Origin of the sequence: Desulfovibrio sp. (genome assembly GCF_041907885.1) — a bacterium.
Classification (GTDB): domain Bacteria; phylum Desulfobacterota; class Desulfovibrionia; order Desulfovibrionales; family Desulfovibrionaceae; genus Desulfovibrio.
Genome location: NZ_JAYRGM010000012.1, coordinates 48,051 through 65,603, shown reverse-complemented (window position 1 = coordinate 65,603; position 17,553 = coordinate 48,051). Strand labels below are relative to the sequence as shown.

16 protein-coding genes and 1 tRNA gene are annotated in these 17,553 nt (G+C 57.8%); 2 read left to right on the top strand and 15 right to left on the bottom strand.

All coding sequences use genetic code 11. From position 1 onward, the window contains the following. The 4 genes from clpP to selD form a co-directional block, all read right to left on the bottom strand. Positions 1 to 609: an ATP-dependent Clp endopeptidase proteolytic subunit ClpP gene (gene clpP, locus ACE3NW_RS07950; RefSeq protein ID WP_374282172.1), complete on the bottom strand. Its 609-nt coding sequence runs from the start codon at positions 607 to 609 to the stop codon at positions 1 to 3. A 95-nt stretch (positions 610 to 704) separates the two neighbouring features. Then, complete coding sequence (tig, locus tag ACE3NW_RS07945) at positions 705 to 2,057, bottom strand: trigger factor (RefSeq protein ID WP_374282170.1); 1,353 nt, start codon at positions 2,055 to 2,057, stop codon at positions 705 to 707. Positions 2,058 to 2,084: 27 nt separating this feature from the next. Beyond that, positions 2,085 to 2,168: transfer RNA gene (locus ACE3NW_RS07940), tRNA-Leu, on the bottom strand. A gap of 278 nt (positions 2,169 to 2,446) precedes the next feature. Continuing rightward, on the bottom strand, positions 2,447 to 3,517 hold the full coding sequence (gene selD / locus ACE3NW_RS07935) for a selenide, water dikinase SelD (protein WP_374282168.1): 1,071 nt from the start codon (positions 3,515 to 3,517) through the stop codon (positions 2,447 to 2,449). A 146-nt stretch (positions 3,518 to 3,663) separates the two neighbouring features. On the opposite strand from selD, the gene ACE3NW_RS07930 reads away from it, so the two are divergent. Both ACE3NW_RS07930 and ACE3NW_RS07925 read left to right on the top strand, forming a co-directional pair. After that, positions 3,664 to 4,365, top strand: a complete 702-nt coding sequence (locus ACE3NW_RS07930; RefSeq protein WP_374282166.1) for a M15 family metallopeptidase — start codon at positions 3,664 to 3,666, stop codon at positions 4,363 to 4,365. Positions 4,366 to 4,458: 93 nt separating this feature from the next. After that, positions 4,459 to 5,343 (top strand): formyltransferase family protein, encoded by an 885-nt coding sequence (locus ACE3NW_RS07925; RefSeq protein ID WP_374282164.1) that lies wholly within the window; start codon positions 4,459 to 4,461, stop codon positions 5,341 to 5,343. Between the two features lie 102 nt (positions 5,344 to 5,445). Here the strand turns inward: ACE3NW_RS07925 and ACE3NW_RS07920 are convergent, their stop codons facing one another. From ACE3NW_RS07920 to ACE3NW_RS07870, 11 genes are all read right to left on the bottom strand, one after another. After that, a complete protein-coding gene (locus ACE3NW_RS07920) occupies positions 5,446 to 7,812 on the bottom strand; it encodes an MFS transporter (protein WP_374282162.1) in 2,367 nt (788 codons plus the stop codon). A gap of 9 nt (positions 7,813 to 7,821) precedes the next feature. Then, a complete protein-coding gene (locus ACE3NW_RS07915; protein ID WP_374282160.1) occupies positions 7,822 to 8,889 on the bottom strand; it encodes an ABC transporter substrate binding protein in 1,068 nt (355 codons plus the stop codon). Between the two features lie 107 nt (positions 8,890 to 8,996). Then, the gene (locus ACE3NW_RS07910) at positions 8,997 to 9,164 is read right to left on the bottom strand and encodes a hypothetical protein (RefSeq protein WP_374282157.1); all 168 of its coding nucleotides are present in this window, start codon (positions 9,162 to 9,164) and stop codon (positions 8,997 to 8,999) included. Between the two features lie 12 nt (positions 9,165 to 9,176). Continuing rightward, positions 9,177 to 10,391 carry a prohibitin family protein gene (locus ACE3NW_RS07905; RefSeq protein ID WP_374282155.1) on the bottom strand — a complete coding sequence of 405 codons (1,215 nt, stop codon included), beginning with the start codon at positions 10,389 to 10,391 and terminating at the stop codon, positions 9,177 to 9,179. Then, positions 10,388 to 10,876 (bottom strand): hypothetical protein, encoded by a 489-nt coding sequence (locus tag ACE3NW_RS07900; RefSeq protein ID WP_374282153.1) that lies wholly within the window; start codon positions 10,874 to 10,876, stop codon positions 10,388 to 10,390. The genes ACE3NW_RS07905 and ACE3NW_RS07900 overlap by 4 nt, the downstream gene beginning before the upstream one ends. Further along, on the bottom strand, positions 10,873 to 12,558 hold the full coding sequence (locus tag ACE3NW_RS07895) for an ATP-binding cassette domain-containing protein (protein ID WP_374282151.1): 1,686 nt from the start codon (positions 12,556 to 12,558) through the stop codon (positions 10,873 to 10,875). Before ACE3NW_RS07895 ends, ACE3NW_RS07900 begins: the two co-directional genes overlap by 4 nt. 317 nt (positions 12,559 to 12,875) lie before the next feature. Continuing rightward, the gene (locus ACE3NW_RS07890) at positions 12,876 to 13,481 is read right to left on the bottom strand and encodes a YcjF family protein (RefSeq protein WP_374282149.1); all 606 of its coding nucleotides are present in this window, start codon (positions 13,479 to 13,481) and stop codon (positions 12,876 to 12,878) included. A gap of 45 nt (positions 13,482 to 13,526) precedes the next feature. Further along, positions 13,527 to 14,666: an ABC transporter substrate binding protein gene (locus tag ACE3NW_RS07885; protein ID WP_374282147.1), complete on the bottom strand. Its 1,140-nt coding sequence runs from the start codon at positions 14,664 to 14,666 to the stop codon at positions 13,527 to 13,529. 229 nt (positions 14,667 to 14,895) lie between these two features. After that, on the bottom strand, positions 14,896 to 15,636 hold the full coding sequence (locus ACE3NW_RS07880; RefSeq protein WP_374282145.1) for a 4'-phosphopantetheinyl transferase superfamily protein: 741 nt from the start codon (positions 15,634 to 15,636) through the stop codon (positions 14,896 to 14,898). Between the two features lie 2 nt (positions 15,637 to 15,638). Further along, complete coding sequence (locus tag ACE3NW_RS07875) at positions 15,639 to 16,358, bottom strand: thioesterase II family protein (protein ID WP_374282143.1); 720 nt, start codon at positions 16,356 to 16,358, stop codon at positions 15,639 to 15,641. A gap of 10 nt (positions 16,359 to 16,368) precedes the next feature. Then, the gene (locus ACE3NW_RS07870) at positions 16,369 to 17,505 is read right to left on the bottom strand and encodes a KamA family radical SAM protein (RefSeq protein WP_374282141.1); all 1,137 of its coding nucleotides are present in this window, start codon (positions 17,503 to 17,505) and stop codon (positions 16,369 to 16,371) included. Positions 17,506 to 17,553: the final 48 nt, after the last annotated feature.

The window sequence follows — 17,553 nt, the reverse complement described above, 5'->3', positions numbered from 1 at the left end:
TTATTCGCTCTTTTCCTGAGCCATCTCGCTCCGCGATACAAGCACGCGGTCAATAATGCCGAGTTCCTTGGCTTCTTCAGGAGTCAAAAAGTTATCGCGTTCGGTCGCCTTGACAATATCCTTGTAGGGACGGCCCGTATTGTCGGCCAGCATGCGGTTGAGGCGTTCCTTGAGGCGCAGCACCTCGCGCGCGTGGATTTCAATATCGGTGGCCTGACCCTGAAAACCGCCCGAAGGCTGGTGAATCATGATCTGGCTATTGGGCAAAGCAAAACGCATGCCAGGTTTGCCAGCGGCCAGCAAAAAGGCCCCCATGCTTGCGGCACGGCCCATGCACACAGTTGCCACCGGCGAGGTGATAAAGCGCATGGTGTCGTAAATGGCAAGCCCGGCGGTAACAGAGCCGCCGGGAGAGTTTATGTAGAGGTAGATTTCTTTTTCCGGGTCTTGCGACTCAAGAAAGAGCAGCTGGGCGCAAATGAGTGAAGCGACCGTGTCGTTGACCTCTGAGCCAAGCAGCACAATGCGGTCTTTGAGCAGGCGCGAATAAATATCATAGGCCCGCTCGGAGCGGCCAGTGGTTTCAATAACCATGGGAACAAGCGACATATAAGCCTCTTGACGCGGCTTGTGGCCGGTTGCTGCGGCGGGGCCGCAAAATAAAACCAAAAGGCGGCCTTAAGGCCGCCTCCCTTATACTTCAGTTAGTCCTGAGCGCTGGCGGGTGCGCCCGGCTCGGCGTCACCCTCGGCTCCCGCTGCCGGGGCCTTGGGTTCCACTTCGGTTACCTTGGACTTGGCGTAGATCAGATCCATGGCCTTGTCGGCCAGCATGCGGTCGCGCAGAACAAAGATCATGCCCGAACGCTCGTAGCTTTCACGCAGGGTCTTGAAGTCTTCGCCCGTGCGCATGCTCATCTGGTAGATCTGAGTGTTGACCTCATTGTCGGTAACGTCAAGACCTTCTTTTTTGGCGATGCTGAGCAGCAGAACCTGCGAGCGGGCCAGCTCTTCAGACTGGGGCTTAACTTCGGCGCGCAGTTCGTCCATGCTCTTGCCAAGAGAATCAAGGCTGCGGCCCTGGCGCTCGATGCGGGCAGCCATATCGCCCAGCAGGGTGCGTTCCTGGGTTTCAACAAGGCTGGGGGGCAGTTCAAAATCAACCATCTTCAACAGGCGGTCGAGCAGGGTCTTCTGCGCGGCGCTCTTGTTGAGGTTGGCGCGGCTCTGGGTGTAGCTGCCGGTGATGGCTTCGCGCAGCTTTTCAACGCTTTCAAGGCCCACGGTCTTGGCGAGCTCGTCGTTGAGTTCGGGCAGCTGACGTTCCTTGATGGCATGCACGCGCACCTTCATGGTGACGGTTTTGCCAGCCAGGTCCTTGGCAAGAAAATCTTCGGGGAAGGTGATCTGGCCTTCGCCTTCTTCGCCGTAGCGGATGGTCTTGACCAGAGCTTCAAAATCTTCAAGGGCCTGGCGTTCGCCAAGGGCCAGGTCAAAGCTTTCGGCCTTTACGCCTTCGAGGGGCTCGCCATTTTCAAAAGCGGCAAAGTCGATGGTGGCAACCTGGCCGTCCACTGCGGGGCCAGCGCCTTCAACGGGCACAACCTGGGCGCGGTCGCGGCGAATGCGGTCGATAACTTCCTGCACTTCCTTTTCGTCCACAACCACTTTTTCCTGTTCCACTTCCATGCCTTCGTAGGCAGGCAGGGGGAACTTGGGCAGCATCTCAAATTCAATGCTGTACACATAGCCCTGGCCGCGTTCAAACGTGCCCTTGGCGTCAACGTCAACACCGGCGAGGGGCGAAACATCAAGTTTCTGCATCACGTCGTTGATGTGTACGTTGATCAGGTCCTGGCGGGCTTCTTCATAAATCTTGTCGCGGAAGCGCTGTTCGATGACCGACGCCGGAACCTTGCCCTTGCGGAAACCGTCCAGCTGCACCGAAGTTTTGTACAGCGCCACTGCGCCCATGATGGCTGCTTCCACTTCCTGGGCTTCGGTGGTGATGACGACCTTTTTTCTGACCGGCGAAATGTCTTCTGCGCTATATTCCACGAGGGACTCCTTTTCTGGTGAGGTAGTTGGTGCGAGAGGGGGGACTTGAACCCCCATACCAATGGTGCTGGATTCTAAGTCCAGTGCGTCTACCAATTCCGCCACTCTCGCAAAGCGTGTTTCCATAGCACACTTGCCGGTGGGCTGCAAGCCACGAGGGGCGCTCCCGATGGGGGCGCGTGTTTGGCTGCCGCACCGGGCGGACAGGCTTTTGCCCAAAATCTTTGGTTTAGATAAGTCGTAATGGCGATTGGGCAAGCCATAATGTTAAAAAAATTACATGGGGCCTCCACAGAGGTGGGGGCTGTGCGTATTTTTTTGTATTGGTGCAGCCTGCCCCGTGCCTTGGCGTGCAGCTGGCGGCTGGGGGCTGCGTTATCCAGAGCCCGTCAGCGCAGTATAAGGGCCGTGCCGTCGGCCTCTGTCTCCAAAACCTCGCCCACCTCGCAGGCCATGTCGCCCCCCGCCAGCAGCAGTTTGCAGGCCTCGGCCACCTGTTGCGGTGGCACAGCCAGCAGCAGCCCGCCCGATGTCTGCGCGTCAAATGCCAGGCTGGTGAGTGCTTCGTCCACACCTTCTGCCACACGGGTGGAGCAGGCCCAGTATTTTCTGTTCAGGTGGCTGCCTGCGGGGATAAGTCCGTCGCGCGCGTATTCCAGTGCGTGCGGCATGAGGGGCAGGGCCTCGGCGTGCAGAGCCACGGTAACGTTTGAGGCAAGGGCCATTTCAAGCGCGTGGCCGCCAAGGCCAAAGCCGGTAATGTCTGTTGCTGCGGCAATTTTGAGGTCGCGCACCACGGCCCCCGCCACACTGTTGAGGCGCGAGCACCAGCGCGTCACCTCGGCCTCGCTTTCCTCGGCATTATCCCAGCGGGCCTTGACCGCAGTAGAAAGCACACCCGTACCCAGGGGCTTGGTGAGCAGCAGCTTGTGGCCGGGTTTCAGGCCGTCGTTGCGGGCCATGTGGGATGGGTCGATGATGCCCGTCACCGCCAGCCCGTACTTGAGTTCATCGTCCTGCACCGTATGCCCGCCCGCCAGCACCGCCCCGGCTTCGTTCATGGCATCAAGGCCGCCGCGCAGAATATTTTCCAGTATGCCCTGCGGGTCGTCCTCTGCCAGTGCCTGCGGAAAAAAGGCCACGTTCATGGCGCTCCACGGCTGGCCGCCCATGGCGTACACGTCGGAAAGCGCATTGGCAGCCGCAATGCGGCCAAAGGCAAAGGCATCGTTGACGATGGGCGCAAGAATATCCACGGTCTGCACCAGGGCGCAGCCAGGGGGAACGGTGAGCACAACGGCGTCCTCGTTCCGGGCGCGACCGGCGAGAACCCTGGCCTCAAGGTCAGGGCGCGTATCAGACGGCAAACCGCGCAAAAGTCGCTCCAGGGCCCCTGGAGCCAGCTTGGCGGCTCAACCGGCCGCGCGGGCTTTTTCCAGCAGTTTCATGCTGCGCTCCATGGTTTATTTGTATACATCTGCCAATTATGCCTGCTTGCTGGCAAAAGGTCAAAATGCCGTGCATTGACGCGCTGGCAATTATAGGATGCAATAAAAAATAGTGATGTCGTTGCCTGTACCGTGCTGAAAAACAAGAGAGGTTGCTCATGTGTGCGTGCCGTAAGTGCAAGTTTCATGGATTGTTGGCGGGCTTTCTTTTGGCTCTGGCGCTGCTGCCACCCATGTGCGCCCAGGCGGTCATGCGCGATGGCTTTGTGCATGTGACAGACATGTGTGCAAACGTGATTCTGGAAATACGCTATTTTTCGTCATACAATTTTGTGGGCAAGCGTATAGACGGCTATGTGGCCCCGCAGGCCATTTTGAGCGAGCCTGCGGCCAAAGCCCTGTGTGCTGTGGCGGCCTCTGCCGAAGAAAAAGGGTACACCCTTAAAATTTATGATGCCTACCGCCCCCAGGCTGCGGTGGACCACTTTGTTCGCTGGGGCATGGACGCCGCCGATACCCGCATGAAGTCGGTTTTTTATCCTCAGGTCGAAAAGGCCCGCGTGTTTGACCTCGGTTACGTTGCCACCCGGTCGGGACATTCACGGGGCAGCACGGTAGATTTGACCCTTGTGGACAGGCAGAGCGGCAAGGATATGGATATGGGTACCCCCTTTGATTTTTTTGGTGAGGCATCGCACCACGGAGCCCAGGGCATGACCCTCCAGCAGGCAGCCAACCGCAAGATATTGCTTGATCTTATGGAAAAGGGCGGCTTCAGGCGCTATGAAGAAGAGTGGTGGCACTACACCCTTAAAAACGAACCCTATCCCGATACGTATTTCAATTTTGTGGTGGAATAGCCGGGCCAGCGCATATAAGGTTAACGATTTCTTCTTTTCATACGGAAGGTTGCGGCGTAGCATGCACGGCAATGTTCGCATAAAGGATATGCCGTGAAAATTGTTGTGTGCGCCAAGAAGGATCTTGCCGGATGTGTTGCCCTTAACAGGCTGCTTGGTGGGCTGCTTGCCCGGCACGAAGTTTTTGTGGTTCTTTCGGATTATGTGCTTGATGCCGAGTGCAGCAATGCCTATGCGGCAAGCCTTGTGGCGCACGAGCGCGGCATGGTGCTTGAGCACATACTGCCCTGGCTGGAGGCCCGTTTTCCGCAGGGTAATGATGCCCTGTGCCAGACATACCTAGGCCTGCAAAAGCGGCACAACATTCCCATGGAATTGTGGGGGCCCATGCGGTCTGCCGAATCGCGGCAGCGCATGAGCGCCCTTGCGCCAGATGTTGTTATATCGTGCCGGTATGACTACGTTATTCCAATGGATGTCATTGACATGCCCCGGTTTGGAACCTACGGCATGCACCCCGGTGCGCTGCCCGACCTGCAAGGCCTGTGCAGCCCCTTCCGCGCCATGGAGCACGGGCATGACCGCTCTGGCTGCACGCTGTTTCATCTTGATGCCGGGCTCGATACCGGCCCCATTGTGGAGATCGGCTGGTGGCCCATCGACTACGGGCGTTCGCTGCTGTGGAACTTTATGCACACATATTTTGCGGGCATAGATACCCTGCTGCGCCACATGCCCGAGCTGGAAGCAGGGCGCGAGCTGACAACATACGTGCAGAAGAGTGAAGGGCGGCAGTATTTCAGCTATCCTACCGAAGCGGAATTTTGCAGCTTTACGCAAAAGGTGGGGCCGCTGGTGCGGGCCGAAGACTATTACGAGATTCTTTCGTGGTTTTTACCCGGCGGGCTGGCTGATCCGGCCATGCCGGAACTGCGCACCCTTGTGGAGTCATTGGGCCCCTGCGGAACGGGCAGCTAGTTTTTTGGTGGCTAGCCCGTCGGCGCAGATGCGCCGGTTTCAGATATCACCAGCGCTGCTTTCCATGGGCCACTGGCGCATTTTTGGGCGCGCCGTGCGGTCTCAACTTTGGTTTTTTTTAACCCGCCACAACAGGTGGAACAGCAGCGCCAGCACGCAGATAACACTGCCCATGATCAGCAGGGCAGTGGCAGAAGTCATGATGCTGATGGCAAAGCCAAACACCACAGGCCCGGCCACCTGGCCCATGCGTTCAAGCCCTCTGTAGACAGAGGCGGTTTTTTCCCTGCCCAGCCTTTGTGCCGATGCCAGCGTGAGCACACATATCATGGAAGCCGGAGCCGCCAGGCACTGGGCCAGCCCAAGGGTTATGACCGCTGCGGCGGCCCCCGCCATGCCCGTGCCCTTTGCGGCAATCAGCAGGGTGACGCCTGAGAGCAGGCCCGTGAGCGTCAGGAACAGGGATTTGTCCTTTCTGTGGTCTATCCATCTGCCGAGCAGCGGCCCTGCCGTAATGAAGCACAGACCGTAGAGCATAAAGATACGGCCAATGTCCGACTGGTCCACGTGCGCGTTTGCCAGCCTGAGCGGCAGCAGATAGTGCAGAAAGCCCGTCAGGCACAGGGCGGCGGGTATGCCCACCAGCAGCAGCACAAGATGCATGCGCGGGTCTTGCAGCAGTTGCAGGCAGCCTGCAAACATGTGCCCCTGCGGGGCAGTGGTCCCTGTGCCGGTGTGTTGCGCAGTGGCGTCTTTTGCGGTTTCTTCTTCAGATTCCTTGCCCAGCATGGCGGTGAACAGCGCCAGCAGTATGGTGCATGCCGCAGCGCCCAGCACGGCCTGGAACGAAATGTGGTCGGCCAGCATGGCCCCTGCGGCAGAACCGCAAATGCTGCCCGCAAAAATGCCCGCAAAAACGCTGGTGAGGCCAGCCCCGGCATTGGCCTTGCCCAATGTGCCGATCTGTCCGGCCATGAGCACCATCCCAAAACCAAAGCCAGCGGCCACGCGGCCCAGAATCAGCAGGTGCAGGCTGTTGGCCATGCTGCCCATTGCCAGACCCAGCGCTGCGGCCAGGGATCCAGCGGCAAAAACCTTTTGCCAGCCAAAGCGCAGCGAAAATCCGCCAGAAAACAGCAGGGCCACCCCGGCGCTGACCATTTCTGCCGAGATGGGCAGGCCAATGACCACATCTCGGTTCAGGCCAAAAAGCGGTTCGTACAGCTGGCGGGCCAGCAGCGGGATAAACGATATGCCCATATCGTACCCCAGAAAAAAAACAAAACCGGCGGCCCGCAGGGCCTGAACAGCGCGCGAGCGGTGTGTACCCTCAAGAGCCGCCACGGCCATATCGTGGGGCAGGGTGCGCTGTGCGATGAGTCCCAGCAGTTTGGAAAGCTCAAGCAGCAGCAAAAAGCTGATGAGCAGCGAGGCCCCAAGGTCGAGCGCCAGGGCAGAAATGCGCGTGGTGATGGCGTGGGGTTGCAAGGCCAGTTGCAGGCGCAACACTTCCTGTTTTTGGCGAAAGCGGCTGGGCCAGTATGTATTGAGGGATTTTTCGATGGTCAGTGCAGCATCGGGAACATGCCCGGCAGATGCTATGGTTGTCCCATCAGCGGTTCTCAGGCTTGCCCCGGCCAGCTCGTTGTTGGCAGCCAGCAGTTGTTCCAGCGCCTGATCCTTGCCGCGCAGGCTGGCAATATCAATGCCCTTGTGGATAAGATATTCAAAATCGCGGCCAGTGGATTCGGCCAGAATGTCGGCCTTGGTGCGGATGGCCTGTTTGACGTAGGTGTCAAAGAGCGCCAGCGTGCCGCAGGCGTAGAGCACCTGTGCCGTGCCAATGATGACAAGCAGCATTTTTGTCATGCCCGAAAGGCTCATGCCCACGGCGCGCTGGCCGGTGAGCAGGCCCAGGCGGCCCGCCAGAATCAGCCCGGCCACAAGGCAGGCAGCGGCCAGCAGCAGGGATGACAGGCGCAAAAAGTCGTCGGTAGCCGCGTCGATGCGCTTGCCGTCAATGTCGACCACCAGCCAGCCCACGGTACTGTTGTGGTTCAAGGGAATGGTCAGGCGGTAGCCATCGGCGGTTTTTTGCGAAGCCTGCGGGCCATCGGCATCCCTGGCGGCCTGAATGGCCGCTTCCAGCGCGGGCTGCGCATAGAGTACACGCCCCTTGCCATCGGCAATCATTACCCGCCGCATGCCAGCGGCGCTCTGCCCCAGTTCTGCAAGCATTTCTTCCATGCCAGCAAACGAGGCCAGGGGTTTGCCAAAGCGCATGCCCCGTTCGATATCGCGGCCAAGGCGTTCTGCACCGCTGCGATAGCCGGAAAGCACCATGTCTGTTGCCAGCGAATTCAATGTGGAAACAGAGAGCAGCACGTTGAATCCAAGGGTGACCAGCAAAACCCCCAGCCCAAGAAGCAAGGCATTGATGCGCAGTTTGCGCGTGGCGCGGATGAGCACGGGCGATCCTTAAGGCGTGCCGGGGTGCGGCTGGCTGATGGTTTCGTGCAGTTCGTCTGCCGTTACCAGAACGTCAAAGGGAAAATCAAAGCCAATAGCCTTGGCAGTGGCAAGGTTGAGGGCAATGGAAGGTTCTGACTGGTCGAGCATGGGCAGGGCGCGGGCCTTTGTGCCCGTGAGTATGGCGTGGGCCTGACTGGCCAGGGCTATGCCGCTGGGGCCGAAATTCCAGGTCGAAAAGCCCATGAGCGCCCCAGCCTTGACGTATTCGGAACCATCGCGCGCAAAGGTGGGAACCTTCCACTGGTTGAGCTTTTGCAGCAGCGGGGCCATGCCCGTGCCGCCAAGGTCAAAACAGTTCAAAGGCCCGATAAAAAAGGCGTCCATTCCTTTTTTGTGCAGTTCGTCCAATCCCTTGCGGCATTCGTCGGTGCTTTCGGCAGAAGAGAGGCCATCGTAGAGTACCAGTTCAAAACCCAGTTCAGAGGCAATGGCCTGTGCGTCGTCCAGTGCCGCGTACACCCGGCCTTCCTGGCTGTTCTGAAACATGATGCCCATTTTGTGAAAGCGCACCACGTCATAAAACACGCGGTACATGGAAGACCAGCGGTCTACGGCCACGCGGCAGGTAAAGTTGTCTACCCCGGAATCTTCGGCACTTTTTACCACACCGGCGGCAATGGGGTCGGCCATGCCCATGCCCAGAATGGGGGTGCGGCCATCGTTGACCGCAAGCAGGGCCTTGACGGCTGCCGTGCCCATGCCCACCACAAGGTCAAGACCCTTGCGTTGCAAAAGCTGTTTTGCCAGTTCTGGCAGGCGGCGCATCTGCTCTGGCTGCCAGCCAGGGCTCAGGCGGGCATCTGCGGGGTATTCGCAGCGCATGTCTTCGTACTTGCCCATGCCATCGCGAAAGGCGCTCCAGGTGTTGTCAAAAAGCCAGAAAGAGCCAGCCTCTAGATATCCAATGCGTTTGACCGGGGGATTGGCAAAGGCAGGAACACAGCAGGCAAGGTACAGCACTGTCACGGCAAGAATAGCCGCTGCCGGTACGAGCAGATGGCGCATAAGGCGCATACCTTGCTGCGGGTGCGTACAAAAAATCGGGGCTACAGCCGCGCAAAGATACATGCTACAGCGCCGCGTGAGAGAATGTGTTCATTGGTGCGATGGCCCTTTGCGGGCTAGTTGTGCGAGCTTTTTTTGCTGCCCGATGCGATCACGAGCAGCAGACCCACAAGGGGGGTGAGCAGAAGGCTGGCAAAAAAGTTGCCCCAAAAGCCTATACGCGAATTCATGCCCAGCAGCCCGACAAACAGGCTCAGAACAAGTATGATAGCTATCATCTGCACGGTGGGCCTCCCTTACTGCCTGACAGCGCCGCCACGGTGGGGTTGCAGCAATGATTTGTCGAGCCTTTTGATGTAGTCTGTCACGCTTTCGCCTGGGGCCATCCAGCCAACGCCTTGGGGAGCGGGCTGCTGCACGGAGGGGTCTTGCCGCACTGCGCCAGACCAGGGTTCTTCGGGGCGCTCGGCATCGGACCGCGTTGCGCCGGGGCGGGGCGGAATGCCCTTGCCCGGTTCGGGTTTTACCAATTCCTGCTTGCCAGTATCCTGTTTGGGCGTCTGCTGACCGGGTTTGGTGGGCGTACCCTGAGCAGCTGATTTGTCGGTTGATTTATTATCCGCCGATTTGTCTGTTGCTGCATCTGCCGGGGCAGCGCCAGCCGGGGAATCTGCATTAAGGATAACAGGCAGGCCGTCCTTGCCGCCGATCACAACCACCTTGGCATTGGGCGAAGAGGCCAGATCCTTGGTGGCCTGAATGCCCTGATAGCGCAGGAAGTTCTGGGTCATGTGCTCATTGACCAGCATCTGGTAAGCCTTGATGCCCTCGGCTTCGATGATTTTGCGCCGCGCTTCCTGCTGTTCTTCCAGCAAAATGTATTTGTAACGCAGATAGCTCTGTTCTGCCACAAGCTTGCGTTCGATGGAATCGCGCAACACTTCGGGCAGGGTGATGGTTTTGACCACAAAACCCTGAATAAGAATGGGGATGCGTCCCATTTCTTCCACCGCGTCCACAAGCATCTGATCCTGAAGCTCCTGACGCGCAGTGGAATAGAGGTCGTCTGGCCGGTAGCTGCCGATGGTTTGCCGCACGGCGGAGTTCATGATGGGCAGTACAACCTTGTCACGATAGCGGGGGCCAATCTCCTGGTGCAGGGCGGGCAGCCGGTCGCGAATGATCTGAAAGCGCAGGGATATCTGCACGTTGATGGTCAGGCCGTCTACGGTCAGCACGTCGATGTTCTGCGTTTCTTCCTGCACGCGCACATCGTAAATGTACATGATGTTCCAGGGCTGGATAAGATGTATGCCTTCCTCGTAGGTGTGCTGCAACTGTGTGCCGCCGCGAAAACGCGCGTAGAGCACGCCCAGTTCACCGGGCTTGATGGAAATGACAATGCTTGGCCAGAGAAACAGGATTATCAGCGTTGTTACAAGACCACCGCAGATGAGCTGTATGCGATTGCGGCGCACTTTGTCCCGTATTGCAGCCCAGAGACTTTTCATTGGTCCAACCGGTAGGTTTGCTGTGTATATTGCGCAGAGCCGCGCCAGAACATATCAAGCGTATAATCTATGCATTGCCTTTCAAAAAGAATGCAGCGTTCCTTGTCATCTTCTGTCTGGCCCATACAGATATTGTAAAGAATAGGACAAAGATCAACATTAAGCACAAATTCGCCAAGATTAGGCCGAGAGTGTACAGCCTTGCGGGCATTGTGAACAATGCTTTTTACGTATTTGTTGTTGCATATCTGTATGCGCTGGCCGTAATCGTGGATTTCTTCATAGCATTTCAGCCGGTGCTGAATGGCCTGCGTGTTTTCCACAGCGTTTACTTCAGAGGGCAGCGTATCGCGCACGTTGTTGTAGAGATCGCGCACCAGTTGAATATTGCTGTTGCCGGTCAGATCCTTGCCCCATGCCACATGGGCAGGGCACATGCCCAGCAGCGCGAGGCAGAGCGCAAGGCCCATTACTTGGCGTATCATGCCTGGGCTCCCTGGTCTGCGGGTTCTTCCACAAAGCCGCCTTCGCGCATGGTCAGCACCCGGTCGGCCACATGGAAGTAGCGGTCGTCGTGCGAGATTGCCAGAATTGTGCCGCCCTGTCTGATGATGTCGGGCAGCAGCTCTTCGTAAAAATACCGGCGGAAGATGGGGTCGAAATCTGCGGCAACTTCGTCAAACAGGTAGATGTGGCGCCTTTCAAGCAGGGCACAGGCAAGGGCCAGGCGTTTGCGCTGTCCGGCAGAGAGGTCGAGCGTAGAGAACGTGCCGTCTTCGAGCAGGGTAACCTTGGTTTCCATGTGCAGGGTGCGCAACACATCGGTAAGCTGCTGGGGTGTTATGTTGAGCCCCAGAGGCCGCGAAAACAGGTGGTAATCTGTGGGTACAATGGTGAAAAGATTGCGGTACGACTCTATGTTCACATCGCAGAGCAGAGAGTCGTTCAAATACATTTCTCCGGCCTGCGGCGCGTAGAGCCCCGCCAGTACCTTCATGAAGGTAGATTTGCCCGATCCGTTGCCGCCGCGAATAAATACCAGTTCGCCCTGGTGCAGCTCAAACCTCTCCACGCCAATGCCAAAAAGGCGCAGACCGGCGCGGTCGTGGTAGTCAAAATGCACATTGCGCATGGCAATGGATGAAAAATCAGGGGTAGCCGGGTCTGCCTGCTGCCAGCGGGCAACGATGCCCGTTTCTTCAAAGGGCTCGGTAACGGCGTCAATCTGGGCTTCAACCCCCGCCAGCTCCTGAAGGCTCATTTCGACCTTGGCCATCATGGGCACGGAGGTGACCAGGCTGATAAGGGGGCTCAGGCTGAACATGCACAGCACGAGCAGCGAAGAAGTTTCGGATGTTTCTAGCCCCAGCACCTTGGGCATGATAAAAAGAATCAGGCCCAGGATCAGCAGGTTGAACATGGCGAAAAACGAGATGCCCAGGGCGTGTCTGCGCTCTGTAGCGTCTCTTGCCTCAGAGGCAACGGAAAGATCGGGAATGATCTGTTCGCCAAAAAGGGCTGTTGTTCTGGGCTTGTGCATCTTGAGCTGCAACAGGCCGGCGTACAGGTCGCGCAGGCCCGCGCAAAAACGCTGATCGGCCCGCATGGCGGGCCCCATGTGGGCATGGACGCTGTTGATGAGTTGCAAGAATATCCAGAAACCAGCACCCAGCAGCACAAAAACGCCCAACGTTCCAGGTATGGACACGGTGGCCATTTTTACAAAAGAAACCAGCACCATCACCGTGTTGGCCGAGGCAGCAACCAGCATGCGGGCCGCTTCGACCACCATTTCACGCCCGTCCAGCAGGGCCGACTGGATACGGTTTTTGTCCAGCTTTTCGTATTCCAGTAGCGAAACACCGCGCAGCTTTGCGGCAATACGCATGCGCCATTCCATGATGCCGCGCAGGGCAATCTGCGCCGAGCGCCCCGTGATGTGGCGAAACAGAAAATAAAAAGCGGTAAGGCACACCAGAAAGGCCAGAAAAGTGTGGAACTGCAAACCATCGTCAGAAGAAAGCTGCTCAAGCCCCTGCAAAACAGAAAAAACGGCCAGCCCCTGCATGATGCCAGAACCAAGGCACGCGGCAACAATTCTGTTGCCCTCGTCGCCTGCCTGCTCCCACAGAAGTTTCAGAAACAGCGATTTTTTCAGTTGCAGCATGTGGTTTTGTGGCCCCGGTGTTCAGGTGCGCCGCACCATAAGACAGGCTTGGCGGTCTGTTTGCAGCCCGTGACAATGCAAGCGGCAAACACAATTATAGACACTGCCGTGTGCGGCGGCAGCAATTTCTGCAAAAGGCTTGAATACTCGCAACCCAGCGTTGCGTGGGCAGAGCCTTGGTGATCTGCCATGACCCCCGTGCTCAATCGTGATGAACCGGTATTTGTTGCGGCTGTCATGTCTTTAGAGGGGGCCAGCCGTCTGGCCCCCTCTGCATGATTCCCGAAACCGATCATGGTTGCCTTTATATAAAGCTTTTAGGCCGCGTCGGTCTTCGCCTCTTTGGCGGGTTCTTCGGCGGGAGCCTCATCGGCTTCCTTCTTCATCTTTTTTTTGAGTTTGCCCACCAGGTCTTTGCCTTCTTCAACTTTTTCCTTGAAGTAGGTTTTGGCTTCTTCGGCATTAAAGTCGATAAGGTTGCCGCCCTTTCTGAAATGACGGTCAAAAACCCAGCCCAGAGCATAGGTGGTGGAACCGCCCATGATGCTGATGGTGGCGGCACCAGCTGTCAAGCCGATGACGGGAATGCTTTTGAGCAGCGAGGCTGCCAGGGGCACGCTGGCGGTGGTAAGCAGGCCGCCGCACAGCGAAGAAATTATGGATTTGACACGCTCTTTCTTGAATTCCACGCCGTGGGCCTTGGCCAGGGCATGGATCAGCTCGATCTGAAGGGCGGTGAGACCCAGAAAATCAACGAGCGGCACAGGCACAAAGCCAATGCCAATGGCGCCGTACACGCGCTTGCGAATGATCGCATCCACAACTTCTTCAGAAGGGCAGGCGCATTCGCAGGTATTTTCTTCGGTCTGGCAGGCAGCCTGATCTTCTACGCCGTCAATCTTGTTTTCCAACGTATCTTTCATCATGTGCAACCTCGATAGTGTCGGTTTCAGGGTTACGGGAAAAAATTACTGTGAAGCGTGCGTTTTATCAACGCCCGCCAGTGTGGCGTCAAAAAGTTCGTCTGCCGAGATAAGCAGAACCAGCGGCAGATCCATGCCCATGCGTTGCGCGGTTACGAGATTAAGCGCAATTTTTGGGGTGTAGGCCGCTTCTTCAAGCTGGGCGTTGGGCGGCAACAGCCCCAGTTGGGCGGCCATGTGGTCTGCATAAAATTTACCCAGCGGCACGTAATCAAGGGTAGACAAACCCATAAGAGCACCCTTGCTGACATGTACACTGCCATCGCGTGCAAAAGTCTTGATATTCTTTTTATTCAGTACATCAAATATCTTTTGCGGATTGGCCTGTGTCCAGTCAAAGCAGTTGAGCGCAGAGATGTAAAAGGCGTCTATGTCTTCCTGCATCAGTCTGTTTACGCCTTTTGCGCATGAATCAACGCTCTCGGCCTTGTCCAGAAAGGGGTATTCCACAAGGCTAAAGCCTCGCTCGCGGGCCACCTCGCGTGCTTCGCGCACGTTGGAGTACGAGAGGCCCTCGGGGCTGTCGTGGTACATGATGCCGAGGCGGCGAAAGGGCAGCGCCTCGTGAAAAAGGGCAAATACCTTGAACCATTTGTTCTTGGTATAGCGAATGGTGAGGTTTGCGGCTCCCTTGCCCGTAGCCGGGTCAACAATGCCCGCTCCTGCGGGGTCGGCCACGTCCACGCTCATGATGGGGGTTTTGCCGTTGTTCTCGGCCAGCAGGGCCTTGGTGGCCTCTGTGCCCATGCTGATGATCACATCAATGGCCGGGTTTGCCATCAGCTTGCGGGCCTCGGCCCGGTACACGCTGTCTGGGGCATCCCAGCCGGGGCTGATGTGGAATTCGCTGGGAAAAACAATGTGCTGGGCAACACCACGCTGTTGCAGGGCCTTGATGATTTCTTTTTGCAGCAGGCTGAATTCCCAGTACGGCCCGGCCTCAAAATAGGCGGCAACCTTGGGCTGGCCAGCTTGCAGCCTGGGCAGAATCGTTGCGGGAGGGGTGGCAGGAGCAGCCAGCGCGGCTGCGCACAGCATTAGGGCGCACAACGTCATGACGCACAATAGTTTGGCGCTACGCATTGTTGCAAATATGGCGAGGAACGATCTGGGGCGGCTGCTCATGGAACAATGTACCTTTGATGCGTTCTCTAAGACGCAGTGTATCCGCAGCATAGCGGTTCTGGCGAAGTCTGGTTGCGGCCCTGGTCTGCGGGCTGTGCAAGGGCACTGATGGCGCAAGCGCAAAGCCTTGCGCGCATGTTTGAATATATCAGAGGAAAAGCGGTATCGTCCACATGAATTTGCGGGCTAGCCCGGTGTATCCACATGATTTTCGCAAGGCTGCGGCTGATCAAAATACCCGAACGAGCACCTCAAGGTGCGGGCTGCTGGCTGCCACACTGCACTGGTAGGCGGCAGTTGTGGCAATGTCGTGGCTTGTCCACGGGACTGTTTCCGGGGCATTGTTCTGCGGCAGGCGTGTTGTGGCCGCAGGGAGGGAAAGTATCCAGCTGTTCTGTTGCGGCCCTGTGTGCACGCAAAAACTGTTCAGGGGCGTGTTCAGACCTGTTCCGCAGGCCTTGAGTACTGCCTCCTTGCGGGTCCAGCAGCGAAAAAAGGCAGTTTCGAGCTCCCCGGCGGGCAGGGTCAGCAGGGCGTGGCGCTCTTGCGGGTGCAGCTGGTCTGTGAGGTCGGCGGCATCAGGCAGGGGATGAACCTGTTCCACATCAATGCCCACGTTGGCGGTGCGGCACAGGGCCACCCAAACCATTTCAGCCGAGTGACTGATGGAAAAATCGGCGGTTGTCTGGGGGCAAAAGGGTTTGCCATATGGGGTGCGGGCAAACGGGGCAACACTGTTCTGGCCGTCAAGGGCCCACAGCATGCGCCGCGCAAGCGCACGGCCCGTCAGATGCCGCACTGCGTCGGCCATATGCGCAAAACGGCTGGCCTCTTGTCTTTCCTGCCCGGTGGTAAAGGGCGCGCACTGGCTGGCCCAGGCGGCCATGTCTTCGAGGTGCAGGCCCACACACAGCACTGTGCCTGCCTCGGCAACGGGAACTGGCCAATGGCAAAACTGCCGCGCCAGCATGTCTAGGCCGCCGGGTAAAGGGTGTGGGTAAGGTGTGCGGCCAGCTCGCGCCAGTGGTTTTGTATGTAAAAATGACCGCCGCTGAAGCTGCGCACCGTGCCCTCCATGCTTGAGAGCTGCTGCCAGAGTTTGGCTTCCTCTTCGGTGACAATGTCCTCGCGGCCAACACAAACGTGTATGGGAACCGGCAGGGGACGGCATGTGGCAGGCTGCCAGTTTTCTACGGCAGAAAAATCCGCGACCAGCAGGGGTTCCATATAGCGCTTCAACTCGGCAGAAGCCGCCACGCCCGGAGGCGTGCCCCCCATGCGCATGACATACTGCCACAGTTCGCCCGGTTGCAGCTGCGACACCGGGCGGTCAATGCCCGTGCGTACCTTGTCTGGCGTGGCCGACGAAGAAACGAACAGCGCCTTGGGCATGGGCAGGGCTGATTCGTGCGCCAGCTGTGCGCAGGCAAATGCCAGCAGCCCACCCATGCTGTGCCCAAAAATGGCATAGGGCGAGGCTTGGAGTGTTGGGCGCATCTGTTCGAGCAGATCGCGGCTCATGGCCTCCATGCAGGTGGGCAGAGGCTCGCGGCAGCGGCGGCCCTTGCCTGGCAGATCAAGGGGCACAACCTTTACGCTGGCGGGAAAAAACTGGCCAAACATCCCGTAGCACGAGGCGTTTCCGCCCGCATGGGGAATGCAAAAGAGTGTTGTAACTTCGGTGTGTTGCATGCCGTTCAGCCTACAGGTCTACCCATCCGGCATCGTCGTCGAGCTTCTGGATGATGATGCGCGAGGCCTGTTCCTCGTGCCCGATGCGGGCGTGCATCTGCTTGAGCACAATGTTGCCTTCACTGATGCCGCAGATTTCAAGTTTGCCTATGTCGTGGCCGATTATGTACTTGAAGCGTTTGCCGTAGCCGCTGAGCTGGGCCTTGGCCTTGTCCACAATGGCAATGCCCTGTTTGAGCGGCAGCTGAAAATGGTGGCGTACCCGTGAAACAGGCATGCACTGGTAAAGATAATAAGGATTTACGCCAATTGACAGCAGGCGGTTCATCAACTCTGCAATGTCGTCGGCACTGTCGTTGACACCACGCAGCAGCACGGCCTGATTATTGATGGTGGCCCCGCACTGGCGCAGCCTTTTTATGGCTTCTGCGGATGTGGGGGTGATTTCGCGGGCATGGTTGTAATGGGTGGCAATATACAGAGCCTTGCGCTCTGCAAAGGCACGCAGGGCATCGATAAGGGTATCGTCAAACATGCGCAGCGGGTAGGTGACCGGAATGCGCGTGCCGATGCGTACAAAATCCACATGGTCGATTTCGGCCAGGCCAGCCAGCATCTTTTGCAGTACTGGGGTGGCCAGGGTAAGCGGGTCGCCGCCAGAAAGAATGACATTGTTGATCTTGGGGTGGTCGGCAATATATTGCAGGGCCCCGGCAAAGTTGCGCAGGGTCTGCTGGCTTGAATGCCCCACTATGCGGCGGCGGAAGCAGTGGCGGCAGTGCATGGCGCAGCATTCTGTGGTTACCAGCAGGGCGGTGCAGGCGTACTTGTGCAGCATGCCGTTGCCCTTGTCGTGCTTGTCGTCGCCGTAGGGGTCGGCAGTGGTTGCGCCCATGGAACCGGCCACCACCATTTCTTCGGCATCGGGAAAACACATGCGGCGGATGGGGTCGGCTGGATCGTCTTTATCAATAAGGCTAAGATAATAGCGGGGAATATTGATTGGATGTACCTGTGCCACTTCGCGCAGGACAGCTTCTTCCTCCGCACTGAAGGAAGCGTATTCCTTCAGCTGGTCGATACTGACAATATTGTTGGCAAGTTCCTTTTTCCAATCAAGGCATTTCCAGCAAGGTTCTGCGTGCATTGTTCTGGCCCCGGTTTGCGATTGGATCTTGGCTGTACTGCAATTGGG

Coding starts and splice junctions, on each gene's coding strand:
- clpP (WP_374282172.1), bottom strand. CDS start 609: ATGTCGCTTGTTCCCATGGTTATTGAAACCACTGGCCGCTCCGAGCGG.
- ACE3NW_RS07930 (WP_374282166.1), top strand. CDS start 3,664: ATGTGTGCGTGCCGTAAGTGCAAGTTTCATGGATTGTTGGCGGGCTTT.
- ACE3NW_RS07915 (WP_374282160.1), bottom strand. CDS start 8,889: ATGCGCCTTATGCGCCATCTGCTCGTACCGGCAGCGGCTATTCTTGCC.
- ACE3NW_RS07905 (WP_374282155.1), bottom strand. CDS start 10,391: ATGAAAAGTCTCTGGGCTGCAATACGGGACAAAGTGCGCCGCAATCGC.
- ACE3NW_RS07900 (WP_374282153.1), bottom strand. CDS start 10,876: ATGATACGCCAAGTAATGGGCCTTGCGCTCTGCCTCGCGCTGCTGGGC.
- ACE3NW_RS07895 (WP_374282151.1), bottom strand. CDS start 12,558: ATGCTGCAACTGAAAAAATCGCTGTTTCTGAAACTTCTGTGGGAGCAG.
- ACE3NW_RS07890 (WP_374282149.1), bottom strand. CDS start 13,481: ATGAAAGATACGTTGGAAAACAAGATTGACGGCGTAGAAGATCAGGCT.
- ACE3NW_RS07885 (WP_374282147.1), bottom strand. CDS start 14,666: ATGAGCAGCCGCCCCAGATCGTTCCTCGCCATATTTGCAACAATGCGT.
- ACE3NW_RS07880 (WP_374282145.1), bottom strand. CDS start 15,636: ATGCTGGCGCGGCAGTTTTGCCATTGGCCAGTTCCCGTTGCCGAGGCA.
- ACE3NW_RS07875 (WP_374282143.1), bottom strand. CDS start 16,358: ATGCAACACACCGAAGTTACAACACTCTTTTGCATTCCCCATGCGGGC.
- ACE3NW_RS07870 (WP_374282141.1), bottom strand. CDS start 17,505: ATGCACGCAGAACCTTGCTGGAAATGCCTTGATTGGAAAAAGGAACTT.